The 19,648-nt window shown below is 69.2% G+C and carries 17 protein-coding genes; 7 read left to right on the top strand and 10 right to left on the bottom strand.

The window, feature by feature from the left end; genetic code table 11:
• Positions 1-54: 54 nt before the first annotated feature.
• Positions 55-2,028, top strand: coding sequence for a putative bifunctional diguanylate cyclase/phosphodiesterase (locus IE307_RS43750; protein ID WP_191305402.1), 1,974 nt, complete (start codon positions 55-57; stop codon positions 2,026-2,028).
• Here the strand turns inward: IE307_RS43750 and IE307_RS43755 are convergent.
• Genes IE307_RS43755 through IE307_RS43765 form a run of 3 tightly spaced genes read right to left on the bottom strand, consistent with a single transcriptional unit; the run spans position 1,994 to position 4,709 of the window.
• Positions 1,994-3,352 (bottom strand): NAD(P)(+) transhydrogenase (Re/Si-specific) subunit beta, encoded by a 1,359-nt coding sequence (locus IE307_RS43755; RefSeq protein ID WP_191305403.1) that lies wholly within the window; start codon positions 3,350-3,352, stop codon positions 1,994-1,996. The two genes, IE307_RS43750 and IE307_RS43755, sit on opposite strands and share 35 nt — an antisense overlap.
• Positions 3,349-3,615 carry an NAD(P) transhydrogenase subunit alpha part 2 gene (locus IE307_RS43760; protein ID WP_211335646.1) on the bottom strand — a complete coding sequence of 89 codons (267 nt, stop codon included), beginning with the start codon at positions 3,613-3,615 and terminating at the stop codon, positions 3,349-3,351. Before IE307_RS43760 ends, IE307_RS43755 begins: the two co-directional genes overlap by 4 nt.
• Positions 3,612-4,709 carry an NAD(P) transhydrogenase subunit alpha gene (locus IE307_RS43765; RefSeq protein ID WP_191305404.1) on the bottom strand — a complete coding sequence of 366 codons (1,098 nt, stop codon included), beginning with the start codon at positions 4,707-4,709 and terminating at the stop codon, positions 3,612-3,614. The genes IE307_RS43760 and IE307_RS43765 overlap by 4 nt, the downstream gene beginning before the upstream one ends.
• A 131-nt stretch (positions 4,710-4,840) precedes the next feature.
• Between IE307_RS43765 and IE307_RS43770 the strand changes: the two genes are divergently transcribed.
• Entirely contained in the window at positions 4,841-6,049 is a 1,209-nt protein-coding gene (locus tag IE307_RS43770) for an RNA-guided endonuclease InsQ/TnpB family protein (protein ID WP_191305429.1), read from the top strand.
• A 39-nt stretch (positions 6,050-6,088) separates the two neighbouring features.
• Here the strand turns inward: IE307_RS43770 and IE307_RS43775 are convergent, their stop codons facing one another.
• The 3 genes from IE307_RS43775 to IE307_RS43785 form a co-directional block, all read right to left on the bottom strand.
• A complete protein-coding gene (locus IE307_RS43775; RefSeq protein WP_268250484.1) occupies positions 6,089-7,159 on the bottom strand; it encodes an APC family permease in 1,071 nt (356 codons plus the stop codon).
• Between the two features lie 4 nt (positions 7,160-7,163).
• Entirely contained in the window at positions 7,164-8,339 is a 1,176-nt protein-coding gene (locus tag IE307_RS43780) for a nitric oxide synthase oxygenase (protein WP_191305405.1), read from the bottom strand.
• Positions 8,340-8,521: 182 nt separating this feature from the next.
• Entirely contained in the window at positions 8,522-9,595 is a 1,074-nt protein-coding gene (locus tag IE307_RS43785) for an FAD-dependent monooxygenase (protein WP_191305406.1), read from the bottom strand.
• Positions 9,596-9,665: 70 nt separating this feature from the next.
• Here IE307_RS43785 and IE307_RS43790 point away from each other — a divergent pair, with 70 nt between their 5' ends.
• The 4 genes from IE307_RS43790 (at position 9,666) to IE307_RS43805 (ending at position 13,298) form a co-directional block, all read left to right on the top strand.
• The gene (locus IE307_RS43790; protein ID WP_229905619.1) at positions 9,666-10,202 is read left to right on the top strand and encodes a TetR/AcrR family transcriptional regulator; all 537 of its coding nucleotides are present in this window, start codon (positions 9,666-9,668) and stop codon (positions 10,200-10,202) included.
• Between the two features lie 125 nt (positions 10,203-10,327).
• Positions 10,328-11,905, top strand: a complete 1,578-nt coding sequence (locus tag IE307_RS43795; RefSeq protein WP_229905620.1) for an ABC-F family ATP-binding cassette domain-containing protein — start codon at positions 10,328-10,330, stop codon at positions 11,903-11,905.
• Positions 11,902-13,110 carry a cytochrome P450 gene (locus IE307_RS43800; RefSeq protein ID WP_191305407.1) on the top strand — a complete coding sequence of 403 codons (1,209 nt, stop codon included), beginning with the start codon at positions 11,902-11,904 and terminating at the stop codon, positions 13,108-13,110. Before IE307_RS43795 ends, IE307_RS43800 begins: the two co-directional genes overlap by 4 nt.
• A complete protein-coding gene (locus IE307_RS43805; protein ID WP_191305408.1) occupies positions 13,107-13,298 on the top strand; it encodes a ferredoxin in 192 nt (63 codons plus the stop codon). The genes IE307_RS43800 and IE307_RS43805 overlap by 4 nt, the downstream gene beginning before the upstream one ends.
• 121 nt (positions 13,299-13,419) lie before the next feature.
• Here the strand turns inward: IE307_RS43805 and IE307_RS43810 are convergent, their stop codons facing one another.
• Entirely contained in the window at positions 13,420-16,356 is a 2,937-nt protein-coding gene (locus IE307_RS43810; RefSeq protein ID WP_191305409.1) for an AfsR/SARP family transcriptional regulator, read from the bottom strand.
• 73 nt (positions 16,357-16,429) lie between these two features.
• Here IE307_RS43810 and IE307_RS43815 point away from each other — a divergent pair, with 73 nt between their 5' ends.
• A complete protein-coding gene (locus IE307_RS43815) occupies positions 16,430-16,867 on the top strand; it encodes a hypothetical protein (protein WP_191305410.1) in 438 nt (145 codons plus the stop codon).
• A gap of 115 nt (positions 16,868-16,982) precedes the next feature.
• Here IE307_RS43815 and IE307_RS43820 read toward each other — a convergent pair whose 3' ends face one another.
• The 3 genes from IE307_RS43820 to IE307_RS43830 all read right to left on the bottom strand — a co-directional run bounded on the left by IE307_RS43820 (position 16,983) and on the right by IE307_RS43830 (position 19,608).
• Positions 16,983-18,074 (bottom strand): NsdA family TPR-like regulatory protein, encoded by a 1,092-nt coding sequence (locus IE307_RS43820; RefSeq protein WP_505744291.1) that lies wholly within the window; start codon positions 18,072-18,074, stop codon positions 16,983-16,985.
• A 144-nt stretch (positions 18,075-18,218) separates the two neighbouring features.
• A complete protein-coding gene (locus IE307_RS43825; RefSeq protein WP_191305412.1) occupies positions 18,219-18,413 on the bottom strand; it encodes a ferredoxin in 195 nt (64 codons plus the stop codon).
• A 1-nt stretch (position 18,414) separates the two neighbouring features.
• A complete protein-coding gene (locus tag IE307_RS43830) occupies positions 18,415-19,608 on the bottom strand; it encodes a cytochrome P450 (RefSeq protein WP_191305413.1) in 1,194 nt (397 codons plus the stop codon).
• Positions 19,609-19,648: the final 40 nt, after the last annotated feature.

The raw sequence follows: 19,648 nt of genomic DNA on the forward strand, positions 1-19,648 counted from the left end.
AGGGCCTGTCGTTGTTGGCCGTGCGGCAGGAGATCCGTACGCTCTGTGAACGAGATGGAACTTCCGGAGCTCGCCGCCCGCTGGATGCACGCGCTGACGTCCACCGCGTACATCCCGCTTTCCCACGCCGAAATCGAGCAGTCGCTGCTCGACTCGCTGCGCGATCTGCCGGAGTCACCTGAATCGGTCGCCTATCGATTGGTGTCACTGCACGCAACCGGCCCGGACTCGTTGCGTGCCACGATCGAGGTCCTCTCGCCCACGTTCGACCTACCCCTGCTGGCCCGGTTGAGCTCCGCGTACGCGCAGGCGATGCGCTCGGACGCGTTCGACCAGCAGGAGCAGATCAAGGTCGCCATCGTGCGGGCCAAGCAACGGGTCGAGCGCACGCTGAAGGTCAGCCAGGCGCGGTTCCAGGAGGTGTTCGGCTCCGCCGCGCTGGGCATCGCCATCACCGACCTCACCGGCAGGTGCGTCGAGGCGAACGACAAGCTCGCCGAGATCGTGGGCCTCGAGACGGGCTGCGACCTCGCCGACCGCGACCTGCGCGACTTCTACCACCCCGACGACCTGGCCGCACTGGGCGCCTCGTACCGCAAGGTGAGCGAGGGCCGCCTCGACCGGTTCCGAGACCAGCGCAAGCTGATCCGCGCGGACGGCGAGCCCGTGTGGGTGCAGCTCGTCGTCTCGGTGCTGCGCGACGCGGACGGGGAGCCGACGCACCACGTGACGATGGTCGACGACATCAGCGAGCTGCACCTGTTGCAGCGCAGCCTCGACCACCAGCTGCTGCACGACTCGCTGACCGGCCTGTCGAACCGCCAGCACTTCGTCTCCCAGGTCGAACGGCAGCTCGGCGGCACCCCGATCACCCTGTACCACCTGGGGCTGGACGCGTTCTCGGTCGTCAACAACGGCCTGGGCCACGACACCGGCGACAAGCTGCTCAAGATCGTCGCGAACCGCCTGGGCGAGCTCGCCGCGGAGAAGGAGGCGGTGGTGGCGCGGATCGGCGGCGACGAGTTCGCGTTGATCACGGCCGCGGACAACGTCACCTCGACCATCGAGGAGATCCAGAACGCGCTCGCCGAACCGACCTTCGTGGACGACCACGGCATCGCGCTGTCGGCCAGCATCGGTGTGGTGGACCGGCCGCCGGCGTTCGCGACGGCGGCCGAGCTCATGCGGTGCGCCAACGCCGCGCTGCGCCAGGCGAAGGCGCGCGGCAAGCGGCAGTGGGCCCTGCACGACCCGCACGACGACGCCCGCCGTCGCGGCAAGTACGCGCTCGCCGCCTCCATGCCGGGTGCGTGGGAGCACGGTGAGATCAAGATCGTCTACGCGCCGGTGCACGACCTGGAGACCAGCGAGGTGCTCGGCGCCGTCGCCCGTCTGCACTGGGACGACCTGAGCCACAACGACACCATGGCGCTCGCGGACTCGACGGGCCTGTCGCTGCCGATCGGCAGGTGGTTGCTGCGCGAGGCGTGCGCTCAAGCCGCGAGATGGGTCGAGGAATTCGGTGACGGGGCGCCCACGCTGCACATCGCGTTGGGCGCCTTGCAGTCCCGCGACGAGGACCTGGTCGCCGACGTCAAACGGGCCCTGGACGAGACCGGCCTGCCGCCGGACCGGCTGCGGATCGCCCTCGACATCTCGTCGGTGCTCGCCGGGGACGACAACGCCCTGGTGCTGCACGACAGCGGCATCGTCACGGCCCTGGACGGGTTCCGCGGCGGCCACGACGAACTGGCAGTGCTGACCGAGTTGCCGGTCCGCTCGGTGATCACCCGCGCACCCGCGCCCAGCCCGGACTCCCCGCTGCACCAGGCGATGCGCGCGTTGATCGCGACCGTGCACGGTTTCGGCGTGCGGTTCGGCGTCGACGAGGTGCACACCCTCACCGACGCCGAGCACTGGCGCCAGGCCGGTGCGGACGGCGTGATCGGGCTGCTGCCCGCCCTGACCGCCGCCGAGGTCACCGACCTCCTCGCTACAGCTGCTTCACGGCCGCCAGGAGCTTCGTGAGCGAGTCCTTGGCGTCCCCGAACAGCAGGGTCGTCTTCGGGTTGTAGAGCAACTCGTTGTCCACGCCCGCGAACCCCGGCCGCATCGACCGCTTCATGAACACCACGGACTTCGCGCGGTCCACGTCGAAGATCGGCATGCCGTAGATCGGACTGGCCGGCTCGTCGCGCGCCCCGGGGTTCACCACGTCGTTCGCCCCGACCACGACGGCCACGTCGACCGACGTGATGCCGGGGTTGACGTCGTCGAGTTCCTTGAGCTGCTCGTACGGCACGTCCGCCTCGGCCAGCAGCACGTTCATGTGCCCCGGCATCCGCCCCGCCACCGGGTGGATCCCGTACGAGACAGCGACTCCACGCCGTTCGAGCTGCGACACGAGCTCGCGCACCGCGTGCTGCGCCTGCGCGACGGCGAGCCCGTACCCCGGCACGACGACCACGTTGTTCGCGTACCCCAGCAGGATCGCGACGTCCTCGACCGTGCCGGACTTGACCGTCCGCTGCTCTTCCCCTTGCGCGACAACGGCCGTCGCCTTGAACGCGCCGAACAGGATGTTCGCGAGCGACCGCCCCATCGCCTGCGCCATCAACCGGGTCAGGATGGTGCCGGACGCGCCGACGAGCGTGCCCGCGACGATCAGCAGCGTGTTCGCCAGCACGTACCCGGACGCCGCGACCGCGAGACCGGTGAACGCGTTGAGCAACGAGATCGCGATCGGCACGTCCGCACCACCGACCGGCAGCACGAACAGCACACCGAGCGCCAGCCCGACGACCGCCAGCAACCACAGCAGGAACCCGTTCGGCACCGCCATCGTCAAGGCGCACAACGCGACCGACGACACACCGGCCGCGATCGCCAGCTGCTGGCCGGCGGGCAGGAGCACCGGACGGGTCGTCATCAGCTCCTGCAACTTCAGGAACGTGACCACCGAACCGGAGAAGCTCACCGAGCCGATCAGCACCGTCAACACGGTCGCGAGCCGGAACATCACTGTCGTGTCCGGCACCGCGAAGAACTCCGCCAGCGCCACCAGCGCCGCCGCCGCGCCACCGACCCCGTTGAACAGAGCCACCATCTGCGGGATCGCCGTCATCTTCACCGAGCGCGCGGCCGGAATGCCCACGACGACACCGAGTGCGATGGCGATCAGGATCCACAGTCCGTTGTGGACGACGCCGTGCAGGTAGGCGGTGACGACGGCGACCAGCATGCCGAACGCGCCGATGAAGTTGCCGTAGCGCGCGTACTTGGGTGAGCTCAGGCCTTTGAGCGCCAGGACGAAGCACACCGACGCGACGAGGTACATCAGCTGGACCGTCATCTCTTGAACATCTCCAGCATCCGGTCCGTCACCACGAACCCGCCGACCACGTTCACGGTCGCCAGGAACACCGCCACCAGCCCCAGCACGAGCTCCAGCGTGCTCTCGGCGGACCCCGTGATCAGGATCGCGCCGACCAGGATCACCCCGTGGATGGCGTTCGCACCGGACATCAGCGGCGTGTGCAGGATCGTGGACACCTTCGAGACCACCTCGAAGCCCACGAACACGGCCAGCACGAAGATCGTCAGCAGGTCGATCACGGCGACTCCTTGCGGATCTGACCGTCGTGGGTGAGGCAACAGCCGTCGAGCACCTCGTCGGTGAGGTCCGGCGCCACCGCCCCGTCCGCGATCATCAGCTTGAGCAGGTTCAGCACGTTGCGCGAGTAGAGCTTGCTCGCGTGCACCGGCATGGACGACGGCAGGTTGAGCGCGCCGTGCACCAGCACGTCACCGACCCAGGTCTCCTGCCCCGCAACGGATCCGGCGTAGTTGCCGCCGGACTCCGCGGCCAGGTCGACCAGCACGGAACCGGGCGCCATGGCCTTGAGCATGTCCGTCGTGACGAGGACAGGCGCCTTGCGGCCGGGGATGGCGGCCGTGGTGATCACGACGTCGGACGCCGCCACGTGCTCGCCGACGAGTTCTCGCTGGCGTTCCAGGAACTCCTCGGACTGCACGGACGCGTAGACGCCGGACTGCGTCTCCAGTTCGAGCTCGAGGAACTTCGCACCGAGGCTGCGCACCTCCTCCCCCGCCGCCTTGCGCACGTCGTACGCTTCGACGACGGCGCCGAGCCTGCGCGCCGTCGCGATCGCCTGCAGGCCCGCGACCCCCGCGCCCAGCACGAGCACCTTCGCCGGCGGCACGGTGCCGGCGGCGGTGGTGAACATGGGCAGGAAGCGCGGTAGCCGTTCGGCGGCGACCAGGACGGCACGGTAACCCGCCACCAGCGCCTGCGACGACAGGGCGTCCGCGCTCTGGGCGCGGGTGACGCGGGGCAGCAGGTCGAAGCTGAACGACGTCACCCGGCGGTCGCGGTAGACCTCCAGGAGTTCTCGTTCACCGGCCGGCTGGAGGAAGCTGATGGTGACGGCGCCCGGTTTCAAGGCGGAGGCCTGGTCGACGGTCAACGGCTGCACGGACACGACGACGTCGGATTCCGGCGTCGGGTCCTCGGGCGTCACCGTCGCCCCGGCCGCGCGGTACGCGGCGTCGAGGGCGTGGGCGTGGCGCCCGGCGCCTTCCTGTACGTGCACGGTCAGTCCAGCGTCGACCAGCGACGACACCGTTTCCGGTACGCAGGCGACTCGGCGCTCGGCGGGCCGCGACTCTGCGGGGGTTCCCACTTTCACCGTACGCACGTTACGCGATCAAAGGTGACCTGGGCCACATCACAATTGACCGAAGGCTTCCAGCCTCAGCGTGGACAAATGCAATGGCCGATCACCCGATGGTGTCGAACACAGGTTCGATAGAATCCCATATGGCAGAGGAGGCGATTGTGGTCCGGTATTCCTACCGGCTGCGCTTGTCGTCGTCGGCTCTCTGTGGGCTGGTAGCGGAGTGGGATCGCTGTCGGTGGGTGTGGAACCAGTGCGTCGCGGGGTCACGTGAGACTCATCGGCACAACCTCGAGAAACCCGGCGATCCGCGCACGTGTGGTCCGGCGCAATTGGACAAACTCCTGACGAGTTGGCGTGCTGTGCATCCGTGGTTGCGGGCAGGGTCGTCGGTTGCGCAGCAGCAGGTCATCCGGGATTTCGGTGTGTCGCGTGCAAAGGCCCTCAAGGACTTGCGGGAGCGGGTGCCGCAGCGGCGGCGTGCTGGAATGCCGCGGTTCAAGAAGCGGTCGCTGGCCGAGCCGACGCTCAACTACACCCAGCGCGGGTTCCGGTTGCGTGACGGTGTGCTCCGCCTGGCGGGCGGAATCGTGGTGCGACCGGTGTGGTCGCGGGAGTTGCCCGCCGTGCCGTCGTCAGTGCGCGTGTACCGCGACAGCCTCGGCCAGTGGTACTGCTCCTTCGTCGTCGAGACGCAAGTCCACGCCTTGCCCGAGACCGGCCGGGTCATCGGTGTCGACTGGGGCGTGAAGGAACTCGCCACCACCACGAGCGACGCGCATGACCTGCCGCACCCTGAACACGGCAAGAGCGCCTCGGCTGGTCTGGCGAAGTATCAGCGGATGATGTCCCGCCGCCGCCCGGCCCAGGGCCGGCCAGGCTCGAAGGGCTACCGACACGCCAGGCGGCAGGCGGCGAAGATCCAGAAGAAGGCCGCCCTGCGCCGGCAGGACACCGGCCGCAAGTGGGCCAAGCAGGTTGTTCGCGACCATGACTTGCTCGCCGTGGAGGACTTCCGGCCGAAATTTCTGGCGAAGTCCACGATGGCCCGCAAAGCCGCGGACGCCGCGATCGGCGCCACCAAACGTGAGTTGATCGCGATGGCCCGCAAGCACGGCCGGAACCTGCGACTGGTGGACCCGAAACACACAACGATGGATTGCGCGGCATGCGGTGCGAGAACCAAGCACGCATTGCCGCTGTCCGAACGCACCTACACCTGCACGTCGTGCGGGGCCATGTCCCCCAGGGACAAGAACTCCGCGGCGGTGATGCTGGTCCGGGCAGGTTTGAACCCGGTCGGCGCTGACGGCACAAGACCTGGTCGTCCGCCGGACGACCAGGCGGCCTGAGCCGAGAATCCCCACACTGCCGTGCAGGGCGGGGAGCATTCAAAGTTGCCAGAGCACCGCACCGGCGAGCGTCAGGCACCCCGCCAGCCCAACCGCGGGCACGACGCGCTTACCGAGCGTCCACGCACTGGCGTTGGCGATCGCGTAGTAGAGCAGCACGCAGAACGAGCTGAACACGATCGCACGAGTGACGTCGAAAGCGAGCACCAACGCGATCGCCACGACCGCGGTGACCACCTCGGCCCAGCGCAGGTCCGCCATGAACCCCGGCAACCTGCGGTCGCGCGCCATCGCGAGCGCGGTCCGGCTCACCCCGAGCTGCAGCGACAGCAGCGAACCGAGCGCCGCGAGACAGGCGGCGATCCGGATCACGGGCGCGAGAGAAGGCGACACGTCAGCGAGCGTCGACACGGCCAGATCGCTGCCCAACGCGTTCAGCGCCACCACAGCCACCACCGCGTATACGACCAGGGTGATCGCCAACGAGATGACGACGGCACGGGGAATCGTCCGTGCGGGTTCTCGCACCTCCTCTCCCAAAGTCGCAATGCGCGCGTAGCCGGCGAACGCGAAGAAGAGCAGCGCGGCGGCGGGAAGGATTCCTGAGGGCAGGAACTCCGCCGGCTGCACGGCGTCACGAGCGGTGAAGACGGTCGACGCCAACACGAGCAGAACGACGACGACGATGACCCGGGTGACCAGTGCGGACTTCTGGACACCGGTCAGGTTCAGCACGGTCAGTGCCACGATCGCCGCCACCGCAACGGGTTTCGGCGCACCGACGTAGGTGCCGACCGTCAGCGCCATGGCCGCGCACGACGCCGTCTTGCCGAGCACGAACGCCCAGCCGGCCAGGTCGCCCCACAGGCGCCCGAGGCGTTCGCGGCCGTAGACGTACGTGCCGCCGGACTGCGGGTGGCGGGCCGCGAGCCAGGCGCTCGACAACGCGTTGCAGCAGGCGATCACGCCCGCGATCACGAGACTCACCAGCAACGCGGACCCGGCCGCCGCCGCGGCCGGGGCGAACACCGCGAACACCCCGGCACCGATCATCGAGCCGAGCCCGACGAACACGGCGTCGGTCAACTTCAGACTGCGGGTGAGCTGCACCCGGTCAGTGTGGAACAGGGCATCCGGTGGGCTTCGAAGCGGGGAAGAAGTTCGGCAGCAGTTCACCGGAGTCGTAGTAGCGGTGGTACACCGGCGTCAGCCCGCCCGACACGGGCGGCACGATCCAGGACCAGTCGGCGGGGCAGGAACGACCGGCGGCCTCCTCCTTCTCCAGGTGCGTCAGGAACCTCTGCGACTCCGTGTGGTGGTCCGTGATCGTGACCCCGGCTTCGGTGAACGAGTGCAGGACGGCGCGGTTGAGCTCCACCAGGGCTCGGTCGCGCCACAACGTCGCCTCCGACGACATGTCCAGGCCCATTCGCTTGGCGAGGTACGGCAGCAGGTCGTAGCGGTCGTGGTCGGCCAGGTTGCGGGCGCCGATCTCGGTGCCCATGTACCAGCCGTTGAACGGCGCCGACGGGTAGTCGATGCCGCCGACGCGCAGGCGCATGTTGCTGATGGCGGGGACGGCGTGCCACTTCACGCCGAGCTTCCCGAGCCACGGGAAGTCGGGGTGCGACAACGGGACTTCCAGCACCGCGTCGGCGGGGAGGTCGACCATCGCGGTGTCGTGGCCCTTGCAGGACACCATCAGCGGCAGCACGTCGAACGGGCCGCGCGTGGCCGGCGGTTTCCAGCCGCGCTTGAGCGCGAGCTCGGTGAGCGCGAGGTTCCGCGCGTCGCCGAGCACTCCGCCGTCGGAGCCGCGGTAGGCCGCGTAGCGGATGATCTGCTCGTTGAGGATCTGCGGTGCGTGCGTGCCGGGTTCGGCGGGGGCGAAGACCGTGATGACGGGCCGGATCTTGCCCTTGTTCGTGGCCACGCGGAGGTGTTCGACGCAGTCCTTCGCCACGTCGGCGGGGGCGGACACCTCGCGTTGGTCGCGCACTTTCAAGCTCCGCCAGTAAAGGCGGCCGATGCAGCGGGAGCTGTTGCGCCAGGCGACGCGGGCGCCGAAGGTCAGTTCGGCCGCGGTGTGGCGGTAGGTGCCGGTCGCGGCGATCTCCGCGTGCACCTCGGCGAGCCTGGCCTCGACCGGACCGAGCTCCGGGTGTTCGGCGTGGTGCTGGCGGACGAAGTCCTCGGCCTCGGCGATGTCGATCTCGCCGGTGTTCTCGACCTGCGCCGGGGGAAGCGCCGAGAGGGAACGGGGCAACACATCAGTCGGGACGGGGGTCATGGCGAGCGACCGTAGTTGCGCTTTCGTGGAGCGGAAACCGCCTGTCGTATTACGCCATCTGGATCACTGGACCGCGTCCGGTACGCACAGCAAGTACTTGATACCGCAATCGAGTGACAAAGGGTGGGACAAAGAGTGGTTTTCGTCTGTTATCTCACCGAGATCAAACATTGACCGGCAAGTCAGCTCACCGCCGAGTTCGACCCGTTCGAGTGAACTTCGGTGGGCACTTCCCAAGCGGAGAACCGGGTCATCCCGCGAATTCCCGCCGAGAGCGGCATCATCCGCAGCGCGAGGTTCCGCAACGTCACCGCGATCGGCGACCGCATCTCGATCCCGAACCTCCCCGCGATCCGCGACCCCTTCCACACCGACTGCGTCCGCGGCCGCCGCAAAGCGTCGTACCGGGTGAGATCACCTCCGACGGCGGCCAGCGTCACCGCGTCCTCCAACGCCATGCAGGCCCCCTGCCCGAGGTACGGCGTCATCGCGTGCGCCGCGTCGCCGAGCAACGCCACCCGGCCCTTCACGAACGTGGGCAGCAACGGCAGCTGGTAGATGTCGTGCCGGATCACGTCGGCGGTCGAGGCCACCAGCGACGGCAACGGGTCGTGCCAGCCGGCGAAGAGCTCCACGGGGTCCAGGTCGGCCTGGGCGGGCGCCACCGCCGCCACGTACCAGCAGACCCTGCCGTCGCCGAGGGGCAGGATCCCCGCCTCACCACCGGGGCCGAGCGTCTGCGAGATGGGCAGGTCGTACGGCCCCGGCGCCACCCCTCGCCACGCCGTCGCCCCCGCGTACACCGGCCCCGGCGCGTCCGGCAGCACTTCCGCGCGCAGGCGGCTGTTGATGCCGTCCGCCGCCACCACGAGGTCGGCGTCCAGGTCGTCGGCACCGCTCACCTCGGCGTCGTTGAAGAGGATCTCGGACGGCAGCGCGCGCAGCAGGACGCCGTGCAGGTCGGCGCGGTGCATCGCGATCACCTTCTCCTGCCCCACGTCCGGCATGTGCACCAGCCAGCGCCCGTCCACGGCCCTGATGCCACCCGACACCCGCGGCGTGCCCAGCCGCCGGGCCTCGTCGTCGAGGCCCATCCACTCCAGCGCGCGCATCGCGTTCGGCATCACGCCCACACCGGCGCCGATCTCCCCGAACGAGGCCGCGCGCTCGTGGACCTCGACCTCCCAGCCGACGCGTCGCAACGACACCGCTGCCGCCAGCCCGCCGATACCGCCACCCACCACGATCGCCTTCACGGCTTCCTCCTCTACAGATGTAGAGGACTCTACACCTGTAGACTACAGCTGTAGAGAGACGGGAACCACAGTGCGCAAAGACGTGATCACCGACGCCGCGATCCAGCTCGTGGCCGAACAGGGCATGCGCGGGCTCACCCACCGCGCGGTCGACCGCAGGGCAGGGCTGCCGGAGGGCTCCACCAGCGCGTACTTCCGCACGCGCAAGGCGTTGGTCGAGGGGTTCGTGGAGCGGCTCGCGGACCAGGAACGGCTCGACGTCGCGCCGGATCCCGACGACGTCGCGGGCAGCATCGCGAGGACGCTCGACAGCTGGCTCGTCGAGCGGAACCGGACGCTCGCGAGGTACGCGGCGATGCTCGAGGCCACGCACCACCCCGAGCTGAAGTCGATCCTCGTCCACTCCCCGCGCGAGCAGGCCACCGCGCTCGCGAAGATGCTGGGCCACGAGGATCCCGAACGGGCGGGCGCGCACTTCACGGCGTTCCTGGAGGGCCTGCTCTTCTACCGGCTCGTCGGCGGCGGCAGCACGGTCGGGCCGCAGCCCGGCACCCCGGAAAGCCTGCGAGACCTGAAGAGCGCCGTCGAAAAGGCGTTGCGACCGTAAGTACCGTGGGTTTCATGGGATTCGGGTACGGGGTCTTCTACCTCTGATCACGGACGTGTGCCACCGCGCAACACGTCCTGATTTCGCGTACCCAGAAGAGGATCCCCGTGCGTTCGCATGTTCATTTGACGACCCAAGATCTCACCAGGGGCTATGAGGCCGGGCCCGTCGTCGACGGCATCTCGCTGACAGTTTCCGCAGGCCAGCGGCTCGGCATCATCGGCGAGAACGGCCGGGGCAAGACCACCCTCCTGCGCCTGCTGTCCGAAGACCTCGTGCCGGACCAGGGAACTGTCACCCGCCACGGTTCGTTGAGCCTCGTACGACAGGAAATGCCGTTCCACGAAGGCGAAACGGTGGGGGACCTGCTGTCCGAAGCACTGCGCGAAAGCCGCCAGGCACTGTCCGAACTGGACAGTGCGGCGGAGCCGTTCGACGAACAGCGCTACTCCGAAGCCCTCGCCCACGCCGAGAACATCGAGGCGTGGGACGCGGAACGGCGTGCCGACATCGCGCTCAAGGCGCTGGACGCGGACCACGACCGGGCGACGGAGCTCGCCCGGCTCAGCGTGGGCCAGCGCTACCGCGTCCGGCTCGCGTGCCTGCTCGCCGAACGCGCCGACGTCCTGCTGCTGGACGAGCCGACCAACCACCTCGACGCGGGCGCGCTGGCGTTCCTGACCGAACGCCTGCAGCAGCACCACGGTGTCGTGGTGCTCGTGAGCCACGACCGCACGTTGCTCGACGAGGTCTGCACGCAGCTGCTCGACCTCGACCCGGCCCCGGACGGCGAGGTGCACCTGCACGGCGGCGGCTACCGGGCGTTCAAGGAGGCCAAGCGCGCCGAACGGCAGCGGTGGGAGCAGCGGTTCGCCCAGGAGGCGGCCGAGCACGACGAGCTGGCCGAGAAGGTCGAGAGCGCCCAGTCACGCCTGCGGGACGGCTGGCGTCCACCGAAGGGCACGGGCAAGCACCAGCGCACGACACGTGCGGCGAACAAGATGCGCAACGTCGCACGGAGGCTCGAGGAGTTAGACGGCCAGCGCGTCGACGCTCCCCCGCCGCCGTTGCGCTTCACCCCGCCGGAGCTGGAGGCGAGCGGCGACCTGCTGCACGCCACCCCGCTCGCGGTGCCGGGGAGGCTGGAGCTCACCGAGCCGATCTCGCTCAGCGCGGGCGAGAAGCTGCTGGTCACCGGCCCGAACGGCGCCGGCAAGTCGACGCTGCTCACCGTGCTGGCCGGCCGGGTCGAGCCTGCAAGCGGCACGGTGCACCACGCCGGCCGCGTCGCCCTGCTGGCCCAGGAGTCGGCGTTCGAGAACGAGGACGCCACGGCGGCGCAGCTCTGCCCGCGGGCGGGGGAACTCGGGCTGCTCGGGGGAAAGGACCTGACGCGCCCGGTCGGCCGCCTGTCCACCGGGCAGCGCAGACGCCTGGAGCTGGCGATCCTGCTGAGCGGCTCCCCGCACGTCCTGCTGCTCGACGAACCGACCAACCACCTGTCGATCGCCCTGGTCGACGAACTGACCGAGGCGCTGCACCGGACCCGTGCGGCCGTGGCCGTCGCGACCCACGACCGGCAGATGCGGACGGACTTCGCCTCGTGGCGGTCCGTGACCCTCGATTCACCTTCACGAAGTAATGAAACTTCTGTAGCTTCGGAAGCAGGTCCTCTACTGAGCACTGGGAGGTGTGCGAGATGACCGAACTGATCTCCGAGAAGCTGCCCACGACGCGTGTGAACCCGTTCGACCCGCCGCCCGAGATCAAGCAGATCCGGGACCAGGCGACCATCAGCAGGCTGAAGTTCTCCGACGGTCACCTCGGCTGGCTCGTCACCGGCCACCACCAGGTGCGGGAAGTGCTGGGGAGCACCAAGTTCACGAACGACCCCGCCGAGCACCACCTGCTGGAGGTCCGGTTCCAGGGCGAGGTGCCGAAGGAGCGGCGCAAGATCAAGCCCGGCATGTTCCTCAACCAGGACCCGCCGGACCACACCCGGTTGCGCAGGATGCTGCAGGGCCAGTTCACGGTCCGGCGGATGAACCAGCTCTCCGAGTGGATCGGCACCATCGTCGACGACCAGCTCAAACACCTCAGGTCGTTCGACGGCCGCGCCGACCTGGTGCAGGAGTTCGCGCTCCCGGTGCCGTCGCTGGTGATCTGCGCGCTGCTCGGCGTCGACTACGACGAGCGGCACAGGTTCCAGGAGGACACGGCGAAGCTGCTGAGCCTCAACTCGACGTTCGAAGAGGCCATGGCCGCCATGGCGCGCATCGAGGACTTCATGCGCGAACTGATCGTCCGCAAGAAGGCGAACCCGGGCGACGACATGATCAGCGACCTGCTCGCCACCGGCGAACCGACGGACGAGGAGGCGTCGAACATGGCGCTGCTCCTCCTGCTGGCGGGCCACGAGACCACGGCGAACATGCTGGGCATCGGCACGTTCACGCTCCTGCAGAACCCGGACCAGCTCAAGGTCCTGCGCGACGAACCGGAGATCATCGACAACGCCGTCGAGGAGCTGATGCGGTACCTGTCGATCATCCACTTCGGACCGGTCCGCACGGCGACCGAGGACGTGGAGATCGACGGCCACCTCATCAAGGCGGGCGACACCGTCGTGATGCACGTGCCCGGCGCCAACCGCGACCCGGAGAAGTTCCCCGGCAACCCCGAGGAACTGGACCTGCGCCGCCCGGCCACCGGCCACGTCGCGTTCGGCCACGGCATCCACCAGTGCCTGGGCCAGCAGCTGGCGCGCATCGAGATGCGGATCGCGTTCTCCAAGCTGTTCCAGGAGTTCCCGGACCTCCGCCTCGACACCACCCCCGAGGAGGTGCCGCTGCGCACCGACATGGGCATCTACGGGGTCCACGCACTGCCAGTAGCGTGGTCGGCATGAAGATCTCCGTCGACCAGACGAGGTGCTGCGGGTCGGGAATGTGCGTCCTGACCGACCCGGACCTCTTCGACCAGAGCGACGACGACGGCACCGTCGTGCTCCTGGAAGAACACCCGGACGCCGCCCACGAGGCCTCCGCGAAGGAGGCAGCGGGCCTCTGCCCCGCGGGCGCGATCACGATCAGCTAGTCCCCGACTCGGTGCTGCCAGGCGACACACACCGCCCGGCAGCACCGAGTCGTGCGCTTTCCCCGCCGAGTTGGTACCCCCACCACCACGAGGTGCCAAGCGACCACTCCACCGCGCCCGACTAAGCCGGCAGCTGAGAAATCGACATCCGCAACTCGTCCACCTCAGCCTGGAACCCGGCCGCGGTCAACGTCTCCTCCGCCAACTGCCAGTGCTCCCGAGCCTCCTCCCCCCGCCCCACCCTCTCCAACGCATTCCCCAGAACCCGCAACGACCGCCCGACCTCCGGCGCCGACCCCATCATCCGAGCCTGCTCCATCGCCAGCGACGCCAACCTCAAAGCCTCATCACCCGAAGCAGTCATCCCGGACCGCAACCGCCACACCCAAATCCGCCCCTGCCGATCATCGTGCTCCTCGAAGAACTCCCAAGCACACCGCAACTGCTCCTCGGCAAGCGAATCCTCCCCAGACCGGATCAACGTGTCCGCCAGGAACAACCGGATGTTCGCAGCCAAGTCCGGATCCCCGAGCTCCTGCGCCGCCGCCAGCGAAGACCGCAGAAACGCCGCCGACTCGGACAACTCCCCGGTGAACTGGTGCAACCGCCCCAACTCCAACGCGGCCATCAACTCACTCTGCGAATCCCCGAGCCGAACAGCAACAAGACGAGCCCGCTCCAAATACTCCTGACCGGCCACCAGCCCACCGGCCCGCCGCTCAATGGCACCGAGCGAGCACAACACCTCGATCTCACCGTGCGGATTCGAGGAAGCCACGAACCGGGCCATGGCCTCACGATGAGCTTCACGAGCCTCGGCAGACCGCCCACTCCACTCGTGCATCCACCCCATGCCGTACCAGGCGTAGGCCTCACCCCACACGTCACCGGCCGCGGCGAACCCCGACTGCGCGGCCTGGAAGTCGGCCGAGGCGGCGTTGTAGTCGTGCAGCCGAACCCGCAGAATCCCTCGCTGCTGGAACAACATCGGACGCCGCGAAGCAGGCGCGCACGACAACCCCAGGGCGTTGATCTGCTCCCAGTCGTCGAACCGCGCCCGCAGGTCGCAGAACGCAGCCGACCGCACGGCCAACTCGGCGGCCAGCGAACACAGCCCCAGCGCGGCCGCCTGACTGATCACGGCGTGGATGTTCTGCCACTCCGCGTCGAACCAGTCGGCGGCGTCCCCGAGGTCGAACCGTTCCAGCGCAAGGGGTTCCAGCCGGACGCCCTGGTGCGGGAGTTCGGCGTCGGCCCGCGTCGCGAGGTCGAGCCACTGCTCGAACAGGTCGCGGAGGGCGACGGCCGGGTCCTCGGTGGCGGCCTCGCGGCCGAAGGCGCGCAACAGGTCGTGCAGGCGGTAGCGCACCTGTCCCAGGGCGTCGCGTCCCGCGTAGTCGACGAGCCGGGCGTCGACGAGGGCCTCGACGTGGTCCTCCGCGTCGTCCAGGTCCAGGCCCAGCAACGGGGACGCGACCCAGGCGGGGAAGTCCGGCGTGTCCACCAGTGACAGCAGGCGGAACGCGGTGCGGTGCGACTCGCCCAGGCCGTCGTAGGACAGCGCCAGGGAGGCGCGGACGTCGAGGTCGCCCAGCGACAGCTCGTCGAACCGGCGGCGTTCGTCGGAGAGCCGGCCGGCGAGCTTCGCGAGCTGCCAGTGCGGGCGCGCCACGAGCCGCGCGGCCGCCACCCGCAACGCCAGCGGCAGCTTGCCGCAGTAGGTCACGATCTCCTGTGCCGCAGCGGGTTCGGCGGCGCAACGGGCCTCGCCGACGGCGGCTCGCAGCAGCGCCAGCGCGTCCGAGGAGGGCAGGACGTCCAACGGCACGACGTGCGCCGCCTCAAGCCCGGCCAGGGCGGCACGGGACGTCACCAGGGCGGCCCCGGAGGTGGTCCCGGGCAGCAACGGCCGCACCTGGGCCTCGTTCACGGCGTTGTCCAGCACCACGAGGATCCGCCGGTCCGACAACAGGTCCCGGTAGAGGTCGACCCGATCCTCCACAGAGGACGGAATCGCGCCGCCCGACACGCCCAGGCCGCGCAGCAGCCGGTCCAGGGCGGCGGCGGGCTGGACGGGTTTCTGCTCACCGCCGCGCAGGTTCAGGTACAGCTGCCCGTCCGGGAACGCGTCGCGGACGGCGTGCGCGCAGTGCACGGCCAGCGAGGTCTTGCCGACGCCGCCGGGGCCGGTGATCGTCCACGTCCCGCCGGCGCGCAGCCCGGCCGTCAGCCGTGCGACCTCGTCGACCCGCCCGGAGAAGTCGCCGACCGCGGGCGGCAGCCACGACGGTCCGGACTGGACGGCGACCGGCGCGGAGGAGCCCGCCAGCACCTCCATGTGCAGGGCGCGCAGTTCGGCGTTCGGGTCGATGCCGAGCTCGTCGGCGAGCACGTCGCTCGCGCGGCGGAACACGTCCAGCGCCTGCGCCTGCTGGCCCGTGCGGTGCAGGGCGAGCATCAGCTGGTACCAGAAGCGCTCGCGCAGCGGGTGTTCCGCGACGAGCGAGCGCAGTTCGTCGACGACCTGGTCGTGCCGGCCCAGCTGCAGCTCGGCGTCGTTGCGGCGCTCCAGCACCTCCCAGCGCTGTTCGTTGAGGCGCTGCACGTCGGTCTGTTCCATCCGCAGCGACGACACCTGGTCGAGGGCCGGCCCGCGCCACAACGCCGCCGCGTCGCCCAGCAACCGGGCTTCCGTCTCCAGGTCGGGCGCGCGCCGGGCTTCGGCGCGCAGCCGCTGGAACGTCAGCAGGTCGAGCTGGTCGTCCTCGAGGTGGATCGAGTAGCCGGTCGGCCACGTGCGGACGAGCTTGCGGTCGGCCAGGTCGTCGAGCGACTGTCTCAACCGCATGATGTACGTCTGCAAGGTCGCGCGTGCCGAACCTGACGGCTCCTCGCCCCAGAGATGTTCCATCAGCTCGTAGGACGACACCGGGGCGTTCGCCTTCATCAGCAGCGCGGCGAGCAGGACCCGCTGCTTGGCCGAGCGCAGCTCCACCACCCGCCCCGCGTCGATGACCTGCAACGATCCGAGAACCCTGAACTCCCACCGCCGTTGCATGTGCCCGATCCTAACCAGCCGGTAACCAGAGGTGTCAGCGAAATGTCAGCGGCCGTCGTGATGCTCACAGCCCATGAAGAGGACAACGCTGATCGCCGCCGCCGCGTTGCTTCTGGGTCTCGTGACCTCGGGCCAGGCGCAGGCCGAGAGCGCACCGGGATGCGGGCCGGTTACGCAGATCGGCAGCACCGCGTACGTCGGTGACAACGGGCAGAAGTGGGCGTCCGTGAAGCAGTTCAAGGGTTGCGGCAAGAACTGGGCGTACGTCTACACCTGGTCGAGCGTCCACAGCGCCGGTGCGCCGTACACGCCGGAACTGATCTCGATCGAGCAGTGGGCGCACAAGGACGCGCGTGAGCCGTACGGCCACCCCGGACTGAAGCAGGGCCGCTACCGCCAGCAGGAGCTGTGGTCGGGCGGCACCAACACCCTGGGCGACTGCACGTCCGCCTACGTCGAGTGGAACTCCGGAGCCCAGACCTACCGCGTGCGCACCGACATCCGCTGCTGAACGCGCAAGCCGGAGCGGCGTCCTGGCCCCCAGCTGGGCGTCGCTCCTCCTCAGACGGTGTCGCCGGGGCTCGAAAGCCCAACCTCTCCTCGGGCCCCGGTGACGCCTCCGGCTCTCAGGCCGCGCCCTGGGACCCCGTCATGAACTTCCCCAGACGGGACGCCAGGTCGTCGGCGGCCTCGTTGCCCCGCAACCGTTCCGCCTCCTGCCTCAGCGGCCGCATGCGGTCACGGGTGCGCGCCGAGCGGATGGAGCCGGACACCTCGATCGCCTGCTCCCCGACCTCCCGCGCCTGCTCGGCCTCGTTCTGCACCAGGTAGTTCACCGCCAGCGCGGCCAACCGGAACGACTGGCTGCGCGACGCGTCCTCCCCGCCGGACGAGATGGCCCTGGTGAGCAGCGGGATCGCCGTCCGCGCGTACTTCACGTCGCAGGTCCGCGCGAGTTCGGTGTGCACCATGCCGCCGATGGACACCAGGTCGGCGAGGTCGAAGAACCGCGCCCACGGCGGCGCGTCCTCGGCCACCGACCGTTCGAACTCGTCATGGGCGCGCGCGAACTGGCGCAGCGCCTGCCTTTCCGCGCCCATCTTCGCGAACGCCCACGCCTCGTTGGCGTGCAGGATCGACACGGCGAGAGTGGACCCGCTGGCCTGCGCGATGGGCAGTCCTCGTTGGAACGACGCCAACGCGTCCTCGGCGAGTTCGTAGTGCAGGTGCACGCGACCCATGCGGTAGTGGATGTTCGCTTCCAACGCGCTGTTGCCCGACGCGCGCGCGAGGCCCATCGCACGGCCGAAGTGCAGGTGCGCCGACTCCAGGAGTCCCATGTCGAACGACGCCCAGCCGGCCAGGTTGTGCAGGTCCGCGATGGCCACCTGGAGCCGTTCCACGACCTGCCCTGGCGGCCCGGTGTCGAGCAGGGGGTTCGCCCACTTCAACAACGCGACGCAGGCGTCCCGGCAGGCTCCACCGCCGTATTCGTAGTCCAATGCCCGAAGGGCACTCGTCAGCGTTTCGACATGCCGCACGTCGGTCTTGTCCACACGAGCGGGGAATGCATCGCCGTTGAACATAGGTTGGCCCTCCTGACGTGCGCAGCGCACCCGTCGAACGGGTACCCGTTGCACACCGCCGGTACTCACCGCGCCGACACCATCCCGCTGTCGGACCTGGTCGGGAAGAGTCTTCCGACTCTCCCCGGACACGTCGGCGCGACCGCCACAACGCCGTGGCGGCCGCGCTTACGATTTCGGACGGTCGTGGTGAACGGAAAGGGGCCATCGAGGTGGCGGCGACCTCGGCTGAATCAATTTTCCTGTGACGGCTCCTCACCGGAACGGCCGATCAAGTCACTCTTCCAGGGTGACTGCCTGAGCGGGGCACCTCTCCACCGCGTGACGAACACCCGGCAGCAGGCCGGCGGACGGTTCGGCGCTCAGCACGAGACCGGTGCCGTCGTCGTCGGACTGGTCGAACACGTCCGGTGCGGCGAGCACGCACTGGCCCGATCCGATGCACCTGTCCTGGTCTATCCGGACCGTCACGTCACCACACCACCGGGATCTCGGCGGCGCCGTAGGTGATCATGTCGTTGCGGTACCTCAGTTCCGTGACGGGCACCGCCGGGCGCAGGCCGGGGAACCTCTCGAAGAGCGACCGCAGCCCGATCTGCAGCTCGGCGCGGGCCAGGTTGGCGCCGAGGCACTGGTGCGGCCCGAACCCGAACCCCAGGTGCGACACGGCGTCGCGCTCCAGGTCGAGCTCCTCGGCGCGCGGGCAGAGCGCCTCGTCGAGGTTCGCCATGAGCGACACGCTCACCCACTCCCCCGCCCGGATCAGCACGCCGTCGACCTCGACGTCCTCGGTCGCCCTGCGGATCAGGCCGGACCCGCCGAGCTGACCGACGGTGTAGCGCAGCAGCTCCTCGACCACCACGTCCGCGCGGCTCGGGTCCCGTTGCAGGATCGCCAGCTGGTCGGGCTTCTCGAACAGGTGCAGCGTGAACAGGCCGAGGAAGTTGGACGTGGTCTCGTGCCCGGCCGCGAGCAGGCCGATGCAGAGGAAGATCAGCTCGTCCATGCTGAAGTCGGTGTCGTTGGCCATCAGGCCGATCATGTCGTCGTTCGTGCCGGCCGCCTTCTTCTCGGCGACGATCGGCGCGAGCACCTCGGCGAGCCTGGTGGCGTGCGCGAGGTACTCGTCCTTCGAGCCGTTCTTGCCGAAGAGGTCGCCGGCCGTGGCCTGGAACAGCTCCTGGTGCTCCGGCGGCACGCCCAGCAGTTCGGCGATCACCAGCGACGGCAGCGGCAGGCACAGCGACGTGACGAGGTCCGCCGGCGCGCCCTTGGCCTCCATCACGTCGAGGTGCTCGTCGACGATCTGCTGGATGCGCGGGCGCAGCTCGTTCATGCGCTTGACCATGAAGCCGCGCGAGAGAGGACGGCGCAACCGCATGTGCTCGGGGCCGTCGATGCCGTTGATGTTGCCAGGCTGGTCGGGGTCGAGCACGGTCTCGCCGGCGTCGGTGCGCATCTCGGGCTGACCGCCCTTGCGGGTGCTGAACCGCGGGTCGGACAGCACCTGCCGGACACCGGCATAACTGGACACGATCCACGCCTCGACGCTGTTGGGCCACAGCATCCTCACCGGGCCGTCACCGACGGCCTCCGGGAAGCCGACCGGCGGGTGGAGCGGGTGGTCGCGTTCTTGGTGGACCGGGCAGACAGCAGCTTCAGTCACGGGAGTCCCCTCAATAGAACAAATCTGTTCTTTTGAAACC

This window comes from Lentzea cavernae (genome assembly GCF_014653695.1).
Classification (GTDB): Bacteria; Actinomycetota; Actinomycetes; order Mycobacteriales; family Pseudonocardiaceae; genus Lentzea; species Lentzea cavernae.

Bases quoted from the DNA above. Each gene is read 5' to 3' on its own strand.
- IE307_RS43770 (WP_191305429.1), top strand. From the start codon at position 4,841: ATGGCAGAGGAGGCGATTGTGGTCCGGTATTCCTACCGGCTGCGCTTG.
- IE307_RS43810 (WP_191305409.1), bottom strand. From the start codon at position 16,356: ATGCAACGGCGGTGGGAGTTCAGGGTTCTCGGATCGTTGCAGGTCATC.
- IE307_RS43800 (WP_191305407.1), top strand. From the start codon at position 11,902: ATGACCGAACTGATCTCCGAGAAGCTGCCCACGACGCGTGTGAACCCG.
- IE307_RS43755 (WP_191305403.1), bottom strand. From the start codon at position 3,352: ATGACGGTCCAGCTGATGTACCTCGTCGCGTCGGTGTGCTTCGTCCTG.
- IE307_RS43815 (WP_191305410.1), top strand. From the start codon at position 16,430: ATGAAGAGGACAACGCTGATCGCCGCCGCCGCGTTGCTTCTGGGTCTC.
- IE307_RS43805 (WP_191305408.1), top strand. From the start codon at position 13,107: ATGAAGATCTCCGTCGACCAGACGAGGTGCTGCGGGTCGGGAATGTGC.
- IE307_RS43750 (WP_191305402.1), top strand. From the start codon at position 55: ATGGAACTTCCGGAGCTCGCCGCCCGCTGGATGCACGCGCTGACGTCC.
- IE307_RS43780 (WP_191305405.1), bottom strand. From the start codon at position 8,339: ATGACCCCCGTCCCGACTGATGTGTTGCCCCGTTCCCTCTCGGCGCTT.